This is a genomic window from Rhodothermus bifroesti, from assembly GCF_017908595.1.
Classification (GTDB): Bacteria; Bacteroidota; Rhodothermia; order Rhodothermales; family Rhodothermaceae; genus Rhodothermus; species Rhodothermus bifroesti.
In genome coordinates, this window is the sequence record NZ_JAGKTL010000004.1 from 26,691 (window position 1) to 45,163 (window position 18,473).

Sequence of the window (18,473 nt, forward strand, 5' to 3'; positions counted from 1 at the left end):
CGCCTGCTGCCCAAGGATTTTATATGCCTGCCGAATGGGCTCCCCACCAGGCCACGTGGCTATCGTGGCCACATAACCGCGATACCTGGCCCGAGGAGCTCGCGTGCGTTGAGCGTACAATGGCTCAAGTGGTACGCTTACTAAGCCAGCATGAAGCTGTTTACATCAATGTCAACGATGCTGCGCACGAGCAGCACGTTCGTCAGGTGCTCGATGCAGCAGGCGTTTCTGGAACAGTGCGCTTTTTCCACATCCCCACAGATGACGCCTGGATTCGAGACCATGGTGCTATCTTTGTCACCCATACTCAAACGCGTAGCCTGGCTGCTACCGTCTGGGGATTTAACAGTTGGGGAGGTAAATACCCTTGGGCACGCGACGCGCAGGTGGCTCGTCGCATGGCACAGATACTTGGCGTACCTGCCTTCGACGGGGAAATGATCCTCGAGGGGGGCTCGATCGACACCAATGGGGCTGGTCTGCTGCTGACTACCGAGCAGTGTCTATTGCATTCAAACCGGAATCCTCAATACTCTCGAGAAGCCATCGAAGCGCGCCTTAAGGCTTTTTTGGGCGTTGCACAGGTGTTGTGGCTAGGCCAAGGCTTGGTCGGGGATGACACCGATGGACACGTAGACGACTTGGCCCGTTTTGTAGCCGAAGATGCGGTGGTGATCGCCGTTGAAACCGACCCCCGTGATCCGAACTACGATATCCTCCAGGAAAATCTCGAACGGCTCAAAGCCGCACGTCTACCGGATGGCCGTCCGCTGCAGGTAATCCCCCTACCTATGCCAGAGCCGCTGGAGATTGCCGGCGAGCGCGTCCCAGCCACGTATGCGAATTTTTATATTGCCAATCAGCTCGTGCTAATGCCTGCCTATGGCTGCAGGCAAGATGCCTTGGCTGAAGCGGTGCTGGCTCGTTGCTTTCCAGGGCGAACGGTCATTCCTATCGATTGCCGCGCCATCATCCGTGGTTTAGGTGCTCTGCACTGCCTTACGCAACAGGTCCCAGCTTCATAACTTAGGCTGGGCGCAGCTTTTTGAGCTCTTGTAGCAGCCAAACCAGTGCTTCTTCCGATAGCCCCAGAAAGTGCTGCACTGAAGTGCCCACAGCTAGCCACTCAGCTGCAGGAGGTTGGTGCAGCATCTGGCGCACCAGATGCTGGGCTGCCATCAAGACGGCCAGGTATTTAACCGTAACGTCAGCAGCCTCGGCCTGGTAGTAATCGATCGGATCATGATGTCGCAAAATAGCTTGGCAGAACTCGGCAGGCAGTTTCCAAGCACGGGCAAGCAAAAAACCTGCAGCAGCGTGGTCCGTACGCAAGCGCTCACGCTCCACCTCAATTAATGGGCGCGCGTCGGCTTCGCGCTCTGCTGCTTCGTAGACCCCCGCATACTCCGGAAAGCGGCGTAAAAGCAGCGGCATGCCACAGTCGCAGAAAAGCCCCAGCGTATAGGCCTCTTCTTGAGCCAGGGCCCGGCTTGCACGGGCTACCAGTGTTGCGGCGTGCGCCATCCACTCAGCCCGGCGCCAGAACCACTCCATCAGCGTCCCTTTGGAGCCGCGGAAAGCCTGATGCAAAAGCAAAGCGGTAACCAAGCTGACGATATTCCGCATTCCTAACAGACGCACAGCGTGGCCGATATCCACCACAGGCCGTGATAAACCAAATAGCGGAGAGTTTACCAGCTTAAGCGTGCTAGCTGCCAGTGCAACGTCCTCACTTACAAGCCGGGCAATACGCTCCAGGTTCGGCTCTGGTCGATTCTGCTCTTCCAGCACTTCAACCAATAGCGCAGGGCGCGGTGGAATCAGTACACCACGCAAAATCTCCTCGGTCTGCGCGACATCCAAAGCACGCTGCGTATCCAGTTCCATAGCTTAGCGTCGGGACATGTAGACCACTTCCGCTTGGTCACAGGCTCCACCAACCGGGGGATTGGGTTTACGTACGGTAACCGCAATTGCTTCAACTATTGGATAGGCCTCCAGAATATGCTGGGCAATCTGGTAGGCCAAACGTTCAATGAGGTAAAACTTATTCCCCGTTACCAGTGCATGTACCAATCGATAGACGCCCTCATAATCAACGGTTTGGGACAGGTCGTCTGTTTGAGCAGCCGCTTCTACATTAAGCTCCATGGCCACATCTACCTCATAACGCCCACCAATCCGATGCTCTTCTTGCGTAATGCCATGGTGGGCATAAAAGACCGCATTGACCAGGCGAACTATACCCCGAGACTGCCCTGATGCGACGGGGATGGGCTCAAGTGCACGCGTGGCTTCGGGGTGCATATGGGCACGTTAGAAAATGGGACCCGTACGTTAAAAACGGGTAGCCGGAGAACGCGGCTCCGGCTACCTGATGCAAGATACGATGCACTGCTGATCAAGAAACAGGCCGAATCCATTTTTTGCACAAATTAGCCAATTCGGCGCATCCAGTCATTGAGTTTCTTGAGTGTTGCAGCTGCAGCAGCCGTTGCGGCTACGCTCAACAACGCTTCGGCCGTAGCCAAACCACGTTGTGAAGCACGCTTGACACGCTTGGAGGTATGGCGCGCAGCTGCCTCAAGCGTTTCCGTGGTCGTTGCGGCTTGTTGGGCCAGAGCTTTGCTTAGCGCCTCGGCTTGCTCACGCACGCGCTCAGCAAGCGCAGCGGCCTGATCTGGTAGTTCTTCCTGAAGCGCACGGGCCCGCTCAGCTACAGTTTCCCCCAAGGTACTCATTTGTTTGGAAAGCTGACGCCGCAAGCGCTGTGCTTCCTTTTGGGCTTTTTTGGCCAGCTTAGCCGCACTGCGCCGCGCCCGTTCACTTAAAGGCGGCGGAGACGGTGCTGCAGCCAGTGCAATCAACCTGCCTGTTGCAACGCCAGCTCCTAAAGCCAGGAGCAAAGCTAAGGCCGGGTTCTGTGCGATCCAGTCGCGGGCGCGCTGCGCAGCAGCCTCTGCATCTAACCGCGCAAGCTGTTCCCGCAGTCGAGCTAGCGCCTCATTAAGTTCCTTACGTGTTTTTTCATAGGCATCTACCAGCGTACGCGTGGCGTTTTCTTCTGGCTGCGCCACGGACTGTTGTTTTTCCATCCTTGCCATAGCTCACCTTCAATCAAATTACGTTTAGCGACGCCAAAGCACTCCTAAAAACACCCCTAGCGCGAAAGCGCCCAGCACGGCAGCGACCTGATGCGTCCGCACCCATTCCAGCGCTGCCGCTACACCCGACGTCGCCGCTTGCTCCAACTCTTCCAGCGGCGAGCGTTCCTGTTCCGATGCAGCAGAAGCACCGCTGGTCTTGGGTTCTTGAACCGGACGTTCTTGCTGTGCCATAAGACCCTCCTGTATTTTTCGTGGAACGATTCGCGGACTTGACCTTTCTGGCCAGAGTTTCTGCTTATTTTTCTAATGAAGTGCCCAAACGTTCCGTCCAGCAGCGTGCAATTACAACTTTATTAACACCCCGCTTCTTATGCACAGACAATTTGATATGGGCATGCGACGTTTTTTCTTGCGATCCCAAGCGCTTACAACCCAAGGCGTCATGCGGCGATGGTATTTACTGTTTGTCCTATTTTTTAGCCCATCCCTTTGGGCGCAACCAAAGCCGTCGACAGCTGAGCTGGCGTTTTCACAAGCGCTGATGCTGCATCAAGACGGCTTTTACGGCCAGTCGGCCCTAGCGTTTGCGCGCTATCGCCAGGCCTACCCTACCGATAGCCGAGCAGCTGAAGCTCTTTTCTACGAAGCTGAAGCGCGCCTGGCCCTAGGCCAAACCGAAGAAGCTGCTGCCTTGCTGAACCTGTTTGCAGCACGCTACCCTAATCATCCCCTTACCTATGAAGCCCAGCTGGCGCTAGGGAAGTATTTTTATGATACCGGTGCCTATGAAGAGGCACGGCAGGCCTTTAGCCAAGCGTTGCGCGCAGGCGTGCCCGAAGCATTGGCCGCACGCGCCTTGTTCTGGATGGCGGAATCGGCTCAGCGCTTAGGACGCCCCAGCGAAGCCGTTGGACACTACCGCCGCCTGGCCGATACCTACCGCACCTCACCGTGGGCGCCACGCGCGCTGCTGGCTATGGCCTACACGCAGGTGGAAATGGGCAACTACGCTGAAGCAGCACGTACGTTTGAGCTGCTGGCCGCCCGCTATCCCGACGCGCCTGAAGCCCAACACGTCGGCTTGGCCTTGGCACAAGTCTACTATGAACTGGGTGACTACCGTCGCGTCGTCTCGGAAGTCGAGCGCCAATTGCCTAACCTCAAGGGCAACGACCTAGAACAAGCATGGCTGCTTTTGGCAGAATCCTATAACCAGCTGCGCAATAGCGAAAACGCTATAGTCTATTACCGCCGCGTGCTGGAACGCCAAAATAGCCCCTACTACCGACGCGCACTCTACGGCCTAGCCTGGAATTACTATCACCAGGGGGTCTACCAATGGGCTGCCGATCACTTCCAGCAAGTCCGTGAATCCGGGCACGACTCGCTGGCCATGCGCGCTACCTACTACGAAGCCGTCAGCCGCAAACGTGCTCAAGACCTCCCACAGGCATTGGCTTTGTTTGAAACGTTCGTGCGCGAGTGGCCCTCAAGTCCCTTGGCGCCTTATGCCCAATACGAACAGGCCATGCTGCACTATGAAATGCGGCGCTGGGAAGAGGCACATCAAGCCTTCGACCGGTTTGTCCGGACCTACCCTAACCATGCCCTGCTTGGCGATGCGTTGCGCATGCGCGGCTACACCGAAATTGCTCTGGGACGCTTCGACGCTGCCTTCAACAGCTTTGACCGGGCTGTCGCGCTCCAGGCAGCTTCCCCGCGCCTACGGGCCGAAATCGCCTTCCAACAAGCTTGGCTGCGCTACCGCCAAGGACAATACGCCGCAGCCAGCGAGGCATTCTGGAACCTGTACCAGCAAGACCCGCGAGGCGAAAAAGCTAGCGATGCTCTGTTTTGGGCTGCCGAAAGCTTCTACCAATTAGGACGTCTGGATCGGGCAGAGACGCTCTTTCGCGAGTACCTGCGCAGTTTTCCCAACGGCCAACATGTGGAAGCCGCCCATTACGCGCTAGGCTGGGTTTATTTCCGACAAGAACGCTATGAAGCAGCCGCACAAGCCTTCCAACGCTTCCTGCAGGTGTACCGCCGAGGCGATGAGCCTGTCCCTTATCGACTCGATGCCTTGCTGCGCTTGGCCGACAGCTACTATGCGCTCAAGCGTTATCCCGAAGCAATTCGCTATTACCGCCAGGCCGCATCCGAAGGCGAAGATTACGCACTTTATCAGATTGGTCAAGCCTACTATAATGCCGGTAATGCTGAAGAAGCCTTGCGTACGTTTAATCAATTGCTTACGGAGTACCCCGACAGTCCCTGGCGGGAAGAAGCCCTCTACCAAATTGGGTATATTCACTTTCTGAACCAGCGCTATGATGCTGCCATCGCTGCTTATCGACGGCTGATTGAATCAGCACCTAACGATCCGCTGGCTGCCAAAGCCCAGTATGGTATCGGCGACGCGCTGTTCAATGCCGGTCGCATGGAGGCTGCAGTGAATGCCTACAAACAGGTGCTGGAACGTTATCCCCAAAGCCCGTTTGTAGGCGACGCGGCCATGAGCATCCACTTTGCCCTGCTGGCCACTGGCAACGAAGCCCGCGCAGCCGCCTTGATCGACTCCTTTGCTACAGCCTATCCGAATGCTCCTGTAGTGGAGGAGCTGCGTTTCCGGCAAGCGGAAGCCCTCTACCGCAGCGGCCGTACGCAGGAAGCCTTGCGGCGCTTGGAAGCCTTTGTTCAAGGCACCTATTCTCCTAACCTGATGGGGGAAGCCCTGTATTACTTGGCTACGTTACAAAGCGAACAGGAACAATACGCTGCCGCGGAACGCAACCTGCAACGCTTACTCAGTGCCTATGCCGAACATCGCCGCGTACCCGACGCCCTGGCATTGCTGGGAAATATTTACTTAAAGCAGGAACGCTACGAACCTGCTTTACAAGCTTTCCGTCGCCTAGAAGCACTCGCGCCAGCCCGCTCTGGGCTGCAGCTGCAGGCGCTTTACGGTCAAAGCCTTGCCTTACTTGAACTGGGACGCCTAGCCGAGGCCCGGCAGCGCTTGGAACAAGCCCAGGCCTTGGCCCCAACCGGCAACGCGCCACCCCTGCTGCAATTGGGACTGGCAAGACTGGCCGAAGCAGAAGGGCGGCTAGAGGAAGCCGCTACGCTATACCGTAACGTGGCTAGCCGCGCTCAGGACGAAACCGGGGCCGAAGCGCTCTATCGGCTCGGCGCTCTTTTGCTACGGCGCGGCAACCCGCAGCAGGCTATCGAAGAACTTAGCCGCCTGCCTACGCTTTTTCCAGCCTATTCAGAGTGGCTCGCACGCGGCTACTTGACCCAGGCCCGTGCATTTGTGGCTTTGGGTCGACGCGGCGATGCCGCACGGCTCTACGATCTGGTATTGGCCGAATTTCCTAATACTTCCTTTGCCCAAACAGCTGCCCAAGAAAAAGCTGCCCTTTAAGCTATGCGCCCTCTTGTCGTTTTGGGATATCTGCTCTTAGGAAGCGGATCGCTGACACTTTCAGCCTGGGCCCAAGTGACCGATACCGCCCAGGTCGTCTTGCCCGATCTGGCACCCCGCGAAATAGAGATTCGAGGCACGCTAGAGATTTCCTTTCCCTCTCTGCAGCGCCAGCCACTTGTGGGGTTTAATCCACCACCGCTGGTACCTCAAGTCTCTCCAGACCGACAGCCTTATATTGAACCCTACTCTGAGGCGGCACGGCTTGCAGGCCCTGTTTCACTCCAGCGCCCAGTACCGCCTGCCATTGCGACCATAGGCAGCGGTCGCCCTGCCCGGGGCCTTTTTGAAGGCGCACTGGGGCGCTACGTAACCCGCAGCTTTAACGGATACCTAGAGCAATCTTTTTCCAACGGGCTAATGCCTTACGGAGCGGTGCGCTACACCGGCAGCAATGGTTTTGTACCTTTTGCTGACCGCCCCGAAATCGAAACCCCCTACGACTTGCTCAACGTCCAAGCTGGGCTCGCCTATAGCGGCCCGGTGCATGCGGGTCTAGAAGTAGGTGGCTTTGCGCACACCTATCGCCTCTACGGCCTAGTAGAAACACTGCCGTTCGATGCCCCCCAACGCGAAGGTACAGGCGCATATGCCCAGCTATGGCTTGGTCCTTCGGCGCAGGACGATGTAGAAGGCGGCCTGGAGCTGCGCTTGAGTAGCAGCCGCTACCGCACCACCTATCCAGAAGGATTCTTCAGTCCAGCAGCCGAAACCTATCGGCGCTTAGAGCGCCGACTGGACGCCCAAGGCCAGCTGGCTTTACCGCTCACTGCAGGCACGCTTCATTTGGATGCTCAAGGACACCTGGCCGGCATAGATCCTTCTGGCTTTTTGGAGTCGGACGTGTGGTCGCTCTCTGGTGGGGCTTCGCTTGCGCTGCCTCTCGGAAGCACACTCCAGCTTAGCATAGGCGGCCGTGTATTGGTCCTTGAGGCAACCCCTACCCGCACGCGCGCTACGTACGTCTCGCCAGTCTTAGCAGTGGACGTCTCGCTCACCCCACGTAGCCGCCTGTACGTACGCCAGCAACCCCACCTTATACCCTACCGGCTCGATGAACTGCTGCGCGAAATGCCCATTCTTGACGACAGCGTGCTACCTCAACCCGCACTACACACGGTTGATCTCGAAGCCGGTAGTGAAGTGTTCTTCAGGGCTGTACGTTTGCGCGCCGCCGGTGGTTTTAGAGCATCTCCGTTTGAACGCTATGCGGTCCTGTCCCGACGTCTGGTGGGCACAGAACTCCGTTACCTTACCCAGCTCGGGTATGCCCAACAACGCCGCTACTATGCCCAGGGCGAAATTGCAATGACGCTGCCCGGTAGCCTGCAGGGAAGTTTGCGTCTAACGTACCAGCAGGTGCGTTTACCAGAAGTGGATCGCCCTGTACCGTACGAACCTTCCTGGCGAGGTCAACTCCTTTTGGCTTATCCCTTGCCAAAACAACGGGGCTTGGTCCAACTCACCGGTAGCTACGAAGGCCTGCGCTATGCTGACCTAAGCCAAACCCAGCGTGTTTCCCCGTACTTAGATATCGACCTGCAAGCAACCTACCAGCTTACTCCTGCTATCGGCTTCATAGGTTCCTTGGAGAATCTGACGCCTGGCACTTACCGCAGTCGCTGGTTAGGCTATCCAGAGCCCCACGTATTGCTTAGTGCCGGCATGCGGATTCGCTGGTAGCATTGGATTCTCATAGATTCTGTTGTAGTTTTAAAGCAATCATAAACAAACCCCCGCTGCAACATGGCCGCTCCTGCTTTAGAGGATGTGGCGCAAGCCTTAGCCGAACTGGTACAAGAAGCTCTGATGCGAGGGGAATCGGTATATGTGCCAGGAATAGGCACTTTTTCCGTCGAACATCATGGCAGTACTACCGAGCAGTTACCCGACGGACGCCTTGTGCTACACCCGCCGCGTGACGTGGTCTGTTTTACCCCAGAAGCCACGTCAGCCGAACCTGAAGCGTCCCACTAAATGCCTTAACCTATGCCTGAACCGCTGATTGTCGCCTTGGCCCAGCGCTTGGCCTGCTCTCCGGAAGAAGCCGAAGCGGCTCTCTACCAGCTTGTTGCCCGCTGGCAACAGCAATTGCAGCAAACTGGCCAAGTTGTCATTCCAGGTTTAGGGGGTTTTTACCAGACCGCCCAAGGCCTACGCTTTGAACCTGCGGGAGCTTTAGCCCAAGCCGTTAACTATCGTTTTGCTGGACTGGAGTCCGTGACCATTGAGCCAGCAGAAGAGCAAGCCTACCGCAAAACAGAGGTTGTTCCTCCCGAGGTACCTGAAGAAACAGCGCTGGCCGAAGACATCGAGGTCACTACACCAGAGGTTTTCCCACCTTCGGAGGCGCTCCTGCAAACGCCAGAACCCGAGTCGACAGCGGTATCCTCAAACCTGGAAGACACGCTGACCCCGCCTGCAACCGAACCCCCTCAGCCCATTCCGGAAGCGGTAAAACCTGCCACTGCGCATCGCCCGGTGGAAACGTCGCCCCCGCCACGCCCACCGCGCATCCACCTCCACGAAGAACGCACACGCAAACTGCCCTTATGGATTCCAGCAGCACTTGTTGTCGTGATCTTAGGAGCCATTGGCGTTTGGTGGCTTCTTTCGATGCGCCCTACCGCTCCCGTTAGCTCACCCCCCATAGCTTCCCCACCGGCAAGTACTGCGATGCCTGCCGAAACCACGGCTGTTGCCACTACCCCACAAGCCGACACAGTCCAGCCCTCACCAACCCCGCCTGAGGCACCAACGCGTGGTAACTATGCCCTGGTTGTTGGTTCTACAACCAATCGGGCAGTAGCAGAACAAATGGCTGAGCAATTTCGCCAGCGCCTTGCGGGACAAGGCTTGGCGATTGAAATCGTTACAGCTCCAGCAAACGGAACCACACGCTACCGCATTGCGGTTGGACAATACCCGTCGGCCGAAGAGGCCCTCGCAGCCAAAGAGCGCTTGGGCGACTTGGTCCCTGCCGATGCCTGGGTTTTGCGACTTTCCACCAATTAACGTCACAAACCTATGATGCTGGTCTTGTTGCAGACGGTTGCTTTGCCCTCTGAGGCCCCACCCTCTAGCACTTCTTTTCTAGACATCCTGATGCAGGGCGGATGGGTTATGATTCCTATAGCCCTGCTTTCCCTACTAACGGTCTACTTGATCGTAGAGCGTTGGATTACGGTCCAAAAAGCCAAAATCAACCCCCAGCAGATTATGGACCGCGTGCGCAGCTACGTTGAAGCCGGCGACGTGCGCGGCGCCTTAGCTTATTGTGAAGCCCAGGACAAACCCATCACCCGCATCCTCCGGCACGGCCTAGAGCGCCTGGGACGGCCAATCGCAGAAATTCGGGACGCTGTCGAGGCCGCTGGCAAATACGAAGCCTTCGAGCTAGAAAAACGCATGGACGTGCTCGCCAGCATCGCTGGCATTGCTCCTATGCTGGGCTTTCTAGGAACAGTAACCGGCATGATCGAAGCATTTCAGCAAATCCAAAACCTTCAGGGCAACGTAAACCCCAGTGTGCTAGCCGGGGGCATCTGGGAAGCCTTGCTGACCACAGCTTTTGGTTTGATTGTAGGCATTTTGGCACTTTTTGGTCATAACGTGCTGCTGACACGAATTAACCGACTGGTCAACGACATGGAACGCTCGGCCACTGACTTTATTGATCTGCTTCAGGAGCCCGTACCGCATCCCCGTCGCCATCCGGAAACCTTGCTTTAAACCGGATTGCCATGCCGCTGAACTTCTCCACAGCCCGCAAGCCAATTATGACGTTTGCCCTCGCCGGGCTGGCCGACATCGTGCTTTTGCTACTGATTTTTTTCCTGTTGACCTCCAGCTTCGTGCCCCAGTTTGGCATTCGCGTTAACCTACCCCGGGTTGAAGCTGGTGCGCCCACGCAGGCCCAGTACGTAACGGTGGTGCTGACTGAAGACGGCCGTTTTTACGTAGAGCAGCAGCAGGTTGGCCGCGAAGACCTATTGAACGTGCTACGTAACGTAAAAGGGGAACGCACAACGCTTGTGCTGCGTGCCGACCGCCGAGCAACCGTTGAGCAATTCGCCTACGTGGCCAGCACTGCCCGCGCGCTAGGCATGACTGTATTGATGGCTACCGAACGCCCCGACGTGAGCCCACTTCGCTAACGCAAAAACCAAGACTCCCGGTCAAGCGAGCGATACTGAATCGCCTCAGAAAGGTGCTCGGGCCGAAGCGATGCACTGCCTGCTAGGTCGGCAATCGTACGGGCTACTTTGAGGATGCGATCGTAGGCCCGCGCGCTTAGCCCCAGGCGATGAATAGCCATCTTCATCAGCTGCTGACCTTCGCTATCTAGCGTGCAGTAGCGCCGTACCAGGCGAGCTGGCATCTGGGCATTACAGTAGACACCTGGCAGATCTCGAAACCGTTCAGCCTGAAGCTGGCGTGCCGCTACAACCCGTGCCCGAATCGCAGCCGAAGGCTCGCCTTCTTGCTTGCGACTCAGCTCTTCAAAGGGAACCGGCGTCACTTCAATATGCAGGTCGATACGATCTAAAAGCGGTCCACTGATTTTCGACAGGTAGCGCTGCACTTGAGGTGGCGTGCATAAACATGTGCGCCGGGGATCGTTCAAGTAACCGCAGGGGCAAGGATTCATGCTGGCCACAAGCATAAACTGCGCCGGATACTCAATGGTGTATTTGGCCCGGCTAATGGTAATCCGGCCAGCTTCAAGCGGCTGACGCAACACCTCAAGCACTTGCCGCTTGAACTCCGGGAGCTCATCCAAAAAGAGCACACCGTTATGGGCAAGCGAAATTTCCCCTGGTAAGGGGGGTGCTCCTCCACCGCAAAGCCCGACGTCTGAAATGGTATGATGCGGCGCACGAAACGGACGTTGGGCAATAAGTCCCGTTTTCCCAAGCATGCCACCAACCGAGTGAATTTTGGTAGTTTCCAGTGCTTCATCAGGCGTAAGCGGTGGCAAGATCGTAGGTAAACGCCGAGCCAGCATGGTTTTGCCTGCGCCTGGCGGTCCCACCATCAACACATTATGTCCACCTGCTGCAGCTACCTCTAAAGCCCGTTTGACGTTCTCTTGGCCACGTACCTCGGCAAAGTCGATGTCGTAGTGCTGCGCCTCATCAAAGAGCGCCTTCAGGTCCCGCCGAAACGGCAATCGCGGCTGCGTGCCGGTAAGCAAACCGACAGCCTCAGCCAGCGAAGCGACTGGATAGACTTCCAGTCCCTCAACCAGTGCGGCCTCTTCGGCATTGGCTACGGGCACGATTACTCCTTTTCGCCTTTCCTGACGAGCCCGAATGGCTATAGGCAGTACGCCCCGAACCGGCCGTACCGTCCCATCCAGTGCCAGCTCCCCCACAATCCACAACGACGCAAGCGCCTCTGCACTAGGCTTGCCTTCGCTCGCTGCTAACAACCCGAGCGCCATCGGTAAATCAAAAGCAGCCCCCTCTTTGCGTAAATCGGCTGGCGCTAAATTGATCGTAATGGCCCCGCGCGGCAGCGGCAATCCACTATTGCGCAAGGCGGCATAAATGCGATCACGGCTTTCACGCACCGCACCATCAGGCAAGCCAACCACCGTGTAGCGCGGCATGCCCGACTCGATGTGCGTTTCGATCTCCACAGGAATGGCCTCAATGCCCAGCGGGGTACTACTCCAAACTTTGCTCAGCATGAACGTGCCGGATGTTTTTTCTTTAAAGACACACCGACACCCTTGCTGTAACTTAAATACTTTGGCATTAGCCCCTGTTATGCTTAACTGCAACCTAACGCTGCATCCATGATTTACGGCATTACCGGCAATACGCAAAAAGAACAGCTCTGGGAGCCTGTAGCCAAGCTGCTAAGCTGGCTCGAGCAGCAAGGACTGCAAGCTAAGCTGCACCCTGCCGTTGCTGAAGGGCTAGCGCTGCGCAAGCTACTTCCCCAAGCGCAAGCCGCAGCCTGCACCGCACACGATTTAGCAACAGAAGTCGACGTAATCCTCTCGTTTGGCGGCGATGGTACACTGTTGCAAAGCGCTCATTTGGCCGGACGCCACGGAACGCCCGTACTGGGCATCAACATCGGCCGCATGGGCTTTTTGGCCGACGTAGAAGTAGAACACGTACGCGAAGCCATCTGCGCCATCGAGCGCGGGGACTACACCGTGGAGGCACGCATGGCGCTGGAAGCCGAACTGGAAAATAGCCTTTCTCTTGAGCTGCCCTGGGCTTTAAATGAATTTGTGATCGACCGCACGGGTCCAGCTGGGCTTATTACCATCGACGTCACCGTTGACGGCGTGCCCCTCAACCAATACTGGGCCGATGGCCTCATTTTCTCCACGCCTACCGGATCGACGGCCTACTCACTTTCGGCTGGGGGCCCAATCGTCTCTCCAGGCTGCGAAGTCATCATCCTCACGCCTATTGCACCCCACACGCTGACCCTTCGACCTATCGTGCTTCCAGCTTCGGTAACGCTCGAGGTCCGCGTGTACACCAGCGGACAACCCTACGTGCTAGCCGCCGACGGCCGTAGCCAACTCATTACGCAGGAAGGCCAACGCATCACCATTCGCCGTGCCACCCATACCGTCAACCTCATCAAACTACCGGGACAACACTACTTTCAAACCTTACGCAACAAGCTGATGTGGGGCGCGCGTTAAGTTGTCGGCGTACGCTCTACCGCCATACGTACCGCAAAACGCCGCAGATAATCTTCTGGCGTAATGAGCTCGGTCTTAAGCACGACATGCTGGGGCGCACGACCATCCTCCCGCTCAATTTCAGCGACTAAAATCTCCAACGCCCGCCGACCCATCTCACGGGCAGGTTGCCGAACGCAGATATGTGGATATACATAAAATTCGTTCAAACCACCTTCGCTAAACGAAATCAACTGAATACGCTCCAAAAGCGATGGATCACTCTCGCGCATAGCCGCCCGAATCCCCAGCTCTACGGGAAACGTCACCGCAAAAATCACCTCAGGCAGCTCTCCTTGCAACAGGCGTTTGAAAGCATAGTAACCATGCCATTCATCAAAGCCCCCCTCAATAATCCACTCCGGCCGAATGGGCAAACCAGCCTGGCGGAGAGCAGCTTCATAACCTGCCCGACGTTCCCGACCAATGAGCACTTCTGGCGTGCCAGCTACATGGGCAATCTTGCGGTATCCTTTGCGAATCACATACTCCACAGCACGATAGGCCCCCTCACGGTCATCAACCGTCACGCTGCTAAAACCTAATCCTTCAATGGCGCGGTCAAAAAATACCAGCGGGATACCCATCTCTCTAACCCGCTCATAGACCTCCACATGGGGCGCTTGCTGCGAAACCGAAACCAGCAACCCATCCACCCGCATAGCCAGCAGCCGCTCAATATGCTGCCGCTCCAAATCCGCCCGCTCCTGCGAAACCGCCAACACAATCCCATAACCCCGCTGCGTAGCAGCCTCTTGAATGGCATCAACCACCGTAGCCATGAACGTATGCGCAATCTTGGGAACCACCACACCCAACGTATACGAGCGCTTGGAAGACAACGAACGCGCTAGCAGGTTGGGCAAGTACCCCATCTCGGCAGCGGTCTTCTTCACCAGCTCACGGGTCTCCTTAGAAATGTCCGGATGATCCCGAAGGGCTTTCGAAACGCTGACTTTGCTGAGGTTTAACCGTTCGGCAATATCAGCTAGCCGCACACGCTTTTTGGCCATAATGACCATCAACCGTTTACTTCATTGGATAGCTCTGTGTAAGTTACCGCATTATAGAGCGAAGTTCAAAGAAATTTTTTGCACCCTAGCCCTTGGTAGGTGTAGGTTTGGATGGTTTTATAGTCATCGGATTTTACCCGGTTGCGTTACCGTTAACTTTTTGCGATCTTGGGATTATGATGCATCCTGCACTGACCCAGCAGTTTGACCTAAGCGGCCGCGTGGCCCTTGTCACCGGGGGTAGCGGTGCCTTAGGCCGTGCCATGGCCCGTGGACTGGCCTTGGCGGGAGCCCGCGTGGCCCTGCTAGCCCGGCGGCCAGAAAAGCTTGAAGCAGCGGTAGCCGAAATCCTGCAAAACGGTGGCGAAGCCCTAGCGCTCAGTGGAGACGTGCTCGATCAAAAAGCGCTTGAACGTGCGCGGGAAGTGCTCCTTCAGCATTGGGGACGTCTCGATATTCTGGTGAACAGTGCCGGGGGTAACGTGCCCGAAGCCACGCTGCATCCCGGCCAAAACATCTTCTCGCTCACCGAAGCCGCATTCCGTGCGGTTATTGACCTCAACCTGATGGGGACAATTCTGCCAACGCTGGTTTTTGGCGAAGTCATGGCACGCCAGCGCCAAGGCGTGATTGTGAACATCTCGTCGATGGCGGCAACGCGCGTTCTGACCCGTGTCGTGGGCTACAGTGCAGCCAAAGCAGCTGTAGAAAATTTCACCCGCTGGATGGCCGTCGAGCTGGCCCGCACCTATGGAGAAGGGCTGCGCGTCAACGCGATCGCTCCAGGCTTTTTCTTGGGTGAGCAAAACCGTCATCTGCTGGTGCACGAGGATGGTTCGCTCACCGAACGAGGCCAGGCCATTTTAGCCCATACACCTATGGGCCGCTTTGGCGAAGCCGATGACCTCATTGGCACACTCATCTGGCTGTGCAGCGATGCTTCCCGGTTTGTCACCGGCGTGGTTGTACCCGTAGATGGCGGATTTTCCATTTTCACAGGAATCTAGCTCCCTATGGAAGCATTCCCCTTACTGTTACCTGGATGGGCGTTGCAAGCTCAAGCAGATGGGCCTAAGCTGGCTGCAGCACTCAGCACCTTGATCCGTGCACACGTCTATCCTCAATCCTTAGAAGTAACCCCCAAGGGCGTATTTTTTCTGATCCGAAAGGATCAAGAAAAACGGTTGGGCATCTTATCCTCTGGTGGCGTGGCCGACTTTGGAGGGTTGCGTCATGAACTGACCTTCAACGGCCAAGCGCTGATTTTTCAGTCCTGTCCCCTAACACCGGAGCATGCTCAGGCCTTGCGTCGTCATGTGCCTTGGACCGCCCCACGCACGTTGGGTCTGCGTGCTTCGGTTGGTTGTGGAGACCGGCTGGGGTTGGCTACACCGGGTCACGTACGTGCGGTACGCAAGCACACGTTGGCCCCCGTTTTTGCCCAGCAGTCTATTCGGGAAATGACGCGTACAGGACGCTCACCCCAGCAGGTCCTTGACGATGCCATGTGGGGCGTTTTTCAAGAAGGCTGGCGCCAAGGCTATGGTGCCGACGCGGACCACCTGAAAACCGAAGAGGACGCTGATCGCTGCATTGCTGCGGGGTTTACTTGGTTTACCATTGATCCCAGCGCCTTTGTCGACAACGACGCCGATGGTGCAGACGCCGCTACCCTCGCGGCCAAAGTAGCAGCGCTGCCTTGGGCAGATCTTGAAACCACGTGGAACGACCTGCGGCGCGCTTATTTGGGCCAAACGTTTCATGTAGGCCCTTACATGCTGTCGTTTGAAGAGCGCACGCTGCGCCAAGCCCTAGCTAAGTATGGCGCTGCTATTGCGCATACGGCCCGCATGTACCGGCACATTGCCTCACGCATGGGCAATTGTCCTTTTGAACTAGAGATGTCTGTTGACGAAACTGAAGTACCTACCTCACCGGCCGAACATTTCTTTGTGGCACGGGAGCTTGCCCGCTTGGGCGTACGCTGGATTAGCCTGGCACTGCGTTTTGTCGGACGCTTGGAGAAAGGGGTCGACTACATCGGCGAGCTAGGGGAGTTTGAAGCCCACCTCAAGTTGCACGTAGCCATTGCCCGCACACTAGGACCCTACAAACTCAGCCTGCATTCCGGATCCGACAAGTTTGCTCTCTATCCTTTGTTTGCCCAACATGCCGGCGAACTGTTTCACCTCAAAACGGCTGGGACATCCTACTTGGAAGCCCTGAGGGCAGTAGCCGAACTAGACCCCACCCTATTCCGGGAAATTCTGGACTTTGCTCGCAGTCGCTATGAAACCGATCGGGCTACGTATCACGTTTCGGCCCTATTGGAACGCGTTCCTCACCCGGCTGAGGTGCCCGATCGGGACTTACCGGCCCTACTCGAGCACTTCGACACGCGGCAAGTACTCCACGTCACGTTTGGCTCGGTGCTGACGGCAACCGATGCCCAGGGCCGCCCGCGCTTCCGCGATCGCCTGCTTGCCGTACTCCAGGCCCACGAAGAAACCCACTATCGGCTACTTGAGGCTCACTTTGACCGTCACCTGCGCCCTTTTGATGCAACATAAAACACCCCTATTATGCAAACCTTCGTGAAACCCGCTGCACCAGCAGGCGTTTGTTGCCTGCAACAAGGCAGCGAGTGTATATTTGCATCCCGCCAACGGTCAGGTAGCTCAGTCGGTAGAGCACAGGACTGAAAATCCTGGTGTCGGCGGTTCGATTCCGCCCCTGACCACCAAGCCCCACCATTTAAGGTGGGGTTTTTTGCTAATAGCGTAGCGCAACCTGCACGTCCATAACGTTTGTGTGCGTGGGCCCGGTCACCAAGAGCTGATCAAGCGTTTTAAAAAACGCATAGGCATCATTGTTGTTAAGATAGGCCAGTGGATCCAGTCCGCGCTGGCGTGCTTCAGCAACCGTGTTTGGGGTGACCCAAGCGCCGGCAGCATCGGTAGGGCCATCGCGGCCGTCGGTGCCTCCACTAAGCAACACAGCTTGAGCCGGCCAGTCCTGCATCGCTAATGCAGCAGCTAGCGCAAGCTCTTGGTTGCGGCCGCCTTGGCCAGAGCCCCGCACGGTAACCGTTGTCTCTCCGCCCCAAAGCAAGCAAACCGGACGGGGCTCGCGTACCTCCCGCAACATGGCTACCAGGTGGGGCCCTACCTCCCGAGCCTCGCCTGTTAGGCGATCCGAAACAATCCGCACCGAATAGCCACGCCTGCGCGCTTCGTCGGCCGCAGCTTCAAGCGCTCGTCGGTTGGTACCCACCAAGCGCGTAACCACGCGAGCAAAACGTGGATCGGCTGCTTTGGGAGTTTCTAAAAATGGATTGCGCACACCCGCTTCCAGCCGCACCCGAACCGGTTCTGGAACCCGATGCCAAAGCCCGTAGCGCCGCAGCACAGCAATGGCCTCGGCAAACGTGGTAGGATCAGGTACTGTCGGACCGCTGGCAACGACAGAAAGCTCATCCCCTACCACATCCGAAATCACCAGTGCTAACACGTCGGCTGGCGCTGCAGCCCGGGCTAATTGACCACCACCAATGCGCGACAAATGCTTACGTACAGCATTCAGCTGGTAGATGTCCGCGCCACTGGCAAGCAAAAGCTGAAATGTCGTTTGCGCATCGGCCAGCGTGACCGGTGGCACAAAATCCGTGCATAGGGCCGACCCCCCACCGGAGATCAGTACCAGCAACAGATCCTCTGCTGTGCAGCTTTCGGCCAGTTGCAAGATGCGCTGTGCGGCCTGCAGACTACCCTCATCGGGTAGAGGATGTCCCCCCTCTAGCACGGCAATCCGTTGGGGGAAAACCAGCGACGCGGGCAGCGTCTCTAAGTAGCCGCGAGGTACCACAACCGTACCCGTGGCAATCTGATCGCCTAGCTGCGCTTCCACTACACTGGCCATGGCCAGGGCCGCCTTACCCATGCCCACCACCACAACACGTCGATACTGATCTAGCGGTCGCGGCGCCCACTCGGTCCAGGGCGTCTGCGTAAGCAATACGTCTGCCTGCGCCGCGCGTACCGCTGCTCCAAAGATGGCGCGCGCATCGGCGACCAACTCAAAAGACATCATGCTTTGCGTTTGGTAAGCTTAGCAACCTAGTTTACTATCTGCTTAGCAACAAAACACATTTT

The 18,473-nt window shown here is 57.0% G+C and carries 17 protein-coding genes and 1 tRNA gene; 11 read left to right on the forward strand and 7 right to left on the reverse strand.

Going from position 1 to position 18,473, the window contains the following annotated elements; all coding sequences use genetic code 11:
- The first annotated feature begins 23 nt into the window (after positions 1-23).
- A complete protein-coding gene (locus J8E65_RS09250) occupies positions 24-1,025 on the forward strand; it encodes an agmatine deiminase family protein (protein WP_210375888.1) in 1,002 nt (333 codons plus the stop codon).
- A 1-nt stretch (position 1,026) separates the two neighbouring features.
- On the opposite strand, the gene J8E65_RS09255 is transcribed toward J8E65_RS09250, so the two are convergent.
- The 4 genes from J8E65_RS09255 to J8E65_RS09270 all read right to left on the reverse strand — a co-directional run bounded on the left by J8E65_RS09255 (position 1,027) and on the right by J8E65_RS09270 (position 3,338).
- Positions 1,027-1,887 (reverse strand): HDOD domain-containing protein, encoded by an 861-nt coding sequence (locus J8E65_RS09255; RefSeq protein WP_210375484.1) that lies wholly within the window; start codon positions 1,885-1,887, stop codon positions 1,027-1,029.
- Between the two features lie 3 nt (positions 1,888-1,890).
- A complete protein-coding gene (gene folB, locus J8E65_RS09260; RefSeq protein WP_210375485.1) occupies positions 1,891-2,307 on the reverse strand; it encodes a dihydroneopterin aldolase in 417 nt (138 codons plus the stop codon).
- 128 nt (positions 2,308-2,435) lie between these two features.
- A complete protein-coding gene (locus J8E65_RS09265) occupies positions 2,436-3,095 on the reverse strand; it encodes a hypothetical protein (RefSeq protein WP_237181856.1) in 660 nt (219 codons plus the stop codon).
- 33 nt (positions 3,096-3,128) lie between these two features.
- Positions 3,129-3,338, reverse strand: coding sequence for a hypothetical protein (locus J8E65_RS09270; RefSeq protein WP_210375486.1), 210 nt, complete (start codon positions 3,336-3,338; stop codon positions 3,129-3,131).
- Positions 3,339-3,477: 139 nt separating this feature from the next.
- Between J8E65_RS09270 and J8E65_RS09275 the strand changes: the two genes are divergently transcribed.
- The 6 genes from J8E65_RS09275 (at position 3,478) to J8E65_RS09300 (ending at position 10,751) form a co-directional block, all read left to right on the forward strand.
- Positions 3,478-6,534 carry a tetratricopeptide repeat protein gene (locus J8E65_RS09275; protein ID WP_237181857.1) on the forward strand — a complete coding sequence of 1,019 codons (3,057 nt, stop codon included), beginning with the start codon at positions 3,478-3,480 and terminating at the stop codon, positions 6,532-6,534.
- A gap of 3 nt (positions 6,535-6,537) precedes the next feature.
- Positions 6,538-8,277: a TonB-dependent receptor gene (locus J8E65_RS09280; RefSeq protein ID WP_237181858.1), complete on the forward strand. Its 1,740-nt coding sequence runs from the start codon at positions 6,538-6,540 to the stop codon at positions 8,275-8,277.
- Positions 8,278-8,340: 63 nt separating this feature from the next.
- Complete coding sequence (locus J8E65_RS09285) at positions 8,341-8,571, forward strand: HU family DNA-binding protein (protein ID WP_210375487.1); 231 nt, start codon at positions 8,341-8,343, stop codon at positions 8,569-8,571.
- A gap of 12 nt (positions 8,572-8,583) precedes the next feature.
- The gene (locus J8E65_RS09290) at positions 8,584-9,609 is read left to right on the forward strand and encodes an SPOR domain-containing protein (protein WP_210375488.1); all 1,026 of its coding nucleotides are present in this window, start codon (positions 8,584-8,586) and stop codon (positions 9,607-9,609) included.
- Between the two features lie 12 nt (positions 9,610-9,621).
- On the forward strand, positions 9,622-10,326 hold the full coding sequence (locus J8E65_RS09295) for a MotA/TolQ/ExbB proton channel family protein (RefSeq protein WP_237181859.1): 705 nt from the start codon (positions 9,622-9,624) through the stop codon (positions 10,324-10,326).
- Between the two features lie 11 nt (positions 10,327-10,337).
- Positions 10,338-10,751, forward strand: a complete 414-nt coding sequence (locus J8E65_RS09300) for an ExbD/TolR family protein (protein WP_210375489.1) — start codon at positions 10,338-10,340, stop codon at positions 10,749-10,751.
- On the opposite strand, the gene J8E65_RS09305 is transcribed toward J8E65_RS09300, so the two are convergent.
- Complete coding sequence (locus J8E65_RS09305; protein WP_210375490.1) at positions 10,748-12,289, reverse strand: YifB family Mg chelatase-like AAA ATPase; 1,542 nt, start codon at positions 12,287-12,289, stop codon at positions 10,748-10,750. The genes J8E65_RS09300 and J8E65_RS09305 overlap by 4 nt on opposite strands.
- Positions 12,290-12,397: 108 nt before the next feature.
- Here J8E65_RS09305 and J8E65_RS09310 point away from each other — a divergent pair, with 108 nt between their 5' ends.
- Positions 12,398-13,270 carry an NAD(+)/NADH kinase gene (locus J8E65_RS09310; protein ID WP_210375491.1) on the forward strand — a complete coding sequence of 291 codons (873 nt, stop codon included), beginning with the start codon at positions 12,398-12,400 and terminating at the stop codon, positions 13,268-13,270.
- Here the strand turns inward: J8E65_RS09310 and J8E65_RS09315 are convergent.
- Positions 13,267-14,322, reverse strand: coding sequence for a LacI family DNA-binding transcriptional regulator (locus tag J8E65_RS09315; protein ID WP_210375492.1), 1,056 nt, complete (start codon positions 14,320-14,322; stop codon positions 13,267-13,269). The genes J8E65_RS09310 and J8E65_RS09315 overlap by 4 nt on opposite strands.
- 176 nt (positions 14,323-14,498) lie before the next feature.
- Between J8E65_RS09315 and J8E65_RS09320 the strand changes: the two genes are divergently transcribed.
- The 3 genes from J8E65_RS09320 (at position 14,499) to J8E65_RS09330 (ending at position 17,065) form a co-directional block, all read left to right on the forward strand.
- Entirely contained in the window at positions 14,499-15,329 is an 831-nt protein-coding gene (locus J8E65_RS09320; RefSeq protein WP_237181860.1) for an SDR family oxidoreductase, read from the forward strand.
- A 6-nt stretch (positions 15,330-15,335) separates the two neighbouring features.
- A complete protein-coding gene (locus J8E65_RS09325; RefSeq protein WP_210375493.1) occupies positions 15,336-16,892 on the forward strand; it encodes a tagaturonate epimerase family protein in 1,557 nt (518 codons plus the stop codon).
- A gap of 97 nt (positions 16,893-16,989) precedes the next feature.
- Positions 16,990-17,065 (forward strand) — tRNA-Phe (locus tag J8E65_RS09330).
- Positions 17,066-17,094: 29 nt separating this feature from the next.
- On the opposite strand, the gene J8E65_RS09335 is transcribed toward J8E65_RS09330, so the two are convergent.
- Positions 17,095-18,411 carry a glycerate kinase type-2 family protein gene (locus J8E65_RS09335; RefSeq protein WP_210375494.1) on the reverse strand — a complete coding sequence of 439 codons (1,317 nt, stop codon included), beginning with the start codon at positions 18,409-18,411 and terminating at the stop codon, positions 17,095-17,097.
- Positions 18,412-18,473: the final 62 nt, after the last annotated feature.

What these genes read in the sequence shown, in the direction of transcription:
- J8E65_RS09250 (WP_210375888.1), top strand. Translation starts at nt 24, where the DNA reads ATGCCTGCCGAATGGGCTCCCCACCAGGCCACGTGGCTATCGTGGCCA.
- J8E65_RS09255 (WP_210375484.1), bottom strand. Translation starts at nt 1,887, where the DNA reads ATGGAACTGGATACGCAGCGTGCTTTGGATGTCGCGCAGACCGAGGAG.
- folB (WP_210375485.1), bottom strand. Translation starts at nt 2,307, where the DNA reads ATGCACCCCGAAGCCACGCGTGCACTTGAGCCCATCCCCGTCGCATCA.
- J8E65_RS09265 (WP_237181856.1), bottom strand. Translation starts at nt 3,095, where the DNA reads ATGGAAAAACAACAGTCCGTGGCGCAGCCAGAAGAAAACGCCACGCGT.
- J8E65_RS09270 (WP_210375486.1), bottom strand. Translation starts at nt 3,338, where the DNA reads ATGGCACAGCAAGAACGTCCGGTTCAAGAACCCAAGACCAGCGGTGCT.
- J8E65_RS09275 (WP_237181857.1), top strand. Translation starts at nt 3,478, where the DNA reads ATGCACAGACAATTTGATATGGGCATGCGACGTTTTTTCTTGCGATCC.
- J8E65_RS09280 (WP_237181858.1), top strand. Translation starts at nt 6,538, where the DNA reads ATGCGCCCTCTTGTCGTTTTGGGATATCTGCTCTTAGGAAGCGGATCG.
- J8E65_RS09285 (WP_210375487.1), top strand. Translation starts at nt 8,341, where the DNA reads ATGGCCGCTCCTGCTTTAGAGGATGTGGCGCAAGCCTTAGCCGAACTG.
- J8E65_RS09290 (WP_210375488.1), top strand. Translation starts at nt 8,584, where the DNA reads ATGCCTGAACCGCTGATTGTCGCCTTGGCCCAGCGCTTGGCCTGCTCT.
- J8E65_RS09295 (WP_237181859.1), top strand. Translation starts at nt 9,622, where the DNA reads ATGATGCTGGTCTTGTTGCAGACGGTTGCTTTGCCCTCTGAGGCCCCA.
- J8E65_RS09300 (WP_210375489.1), top strand. Translation starts at nt 10,338, where the DNA reads ATGCCGCTGAACTTCTCCACAGCCCGCAAGCCAATTATGACGTTTGCC.
- J8E65_RS09305 (WP_210375490.1), bottom strand. Translation starts at nt 12,289, where the DNA reads ATGCTGAGCAAAGTTTGGAGTAGTACCCCGCTGGGCATTGAGGCCATT.
- J8E65_RS09310 (WP_210375491.1), top strand. Translation starts at nt 12,398, where the DNA reads ATGATTTACGGCATTACCGGCAATACGCAAAAAGAACAGCTCTGGGAG.
- J8E65_RS09315 (WP_210375492.1), bottom strand. Translation starts at nt 14,322, where the DNA reads ATGGCCAAAAAGCGTGTGCGGCTAGCTGATATTGCCGAACGGTTAAAC.
- J8E65_RS09320 (WP_237181860.1), top strand. Translation starts at nt 14,499, where the DNA reads ATGATGCATCCTGCACTGACCCAGCAGTTTGACCTAAGCGGCCGCGTG.
- J8E65_RS09325 (WP_210375493.1), top strand. Translation starts at nt 15,336, where the DNA reads ATGGAAGCATTCCCCTTACTGTTACCTGGATGGGCGTTGCAAGCTCAA.
- J8E65_RS09335 (WP_210375494.1), bottom strand. Translation starts at nt 18,411, where the DNA reads ATGATGTCTTTTGAGTTGGTCGCCGATGCGCGCGCCATCTTTGGAGCA.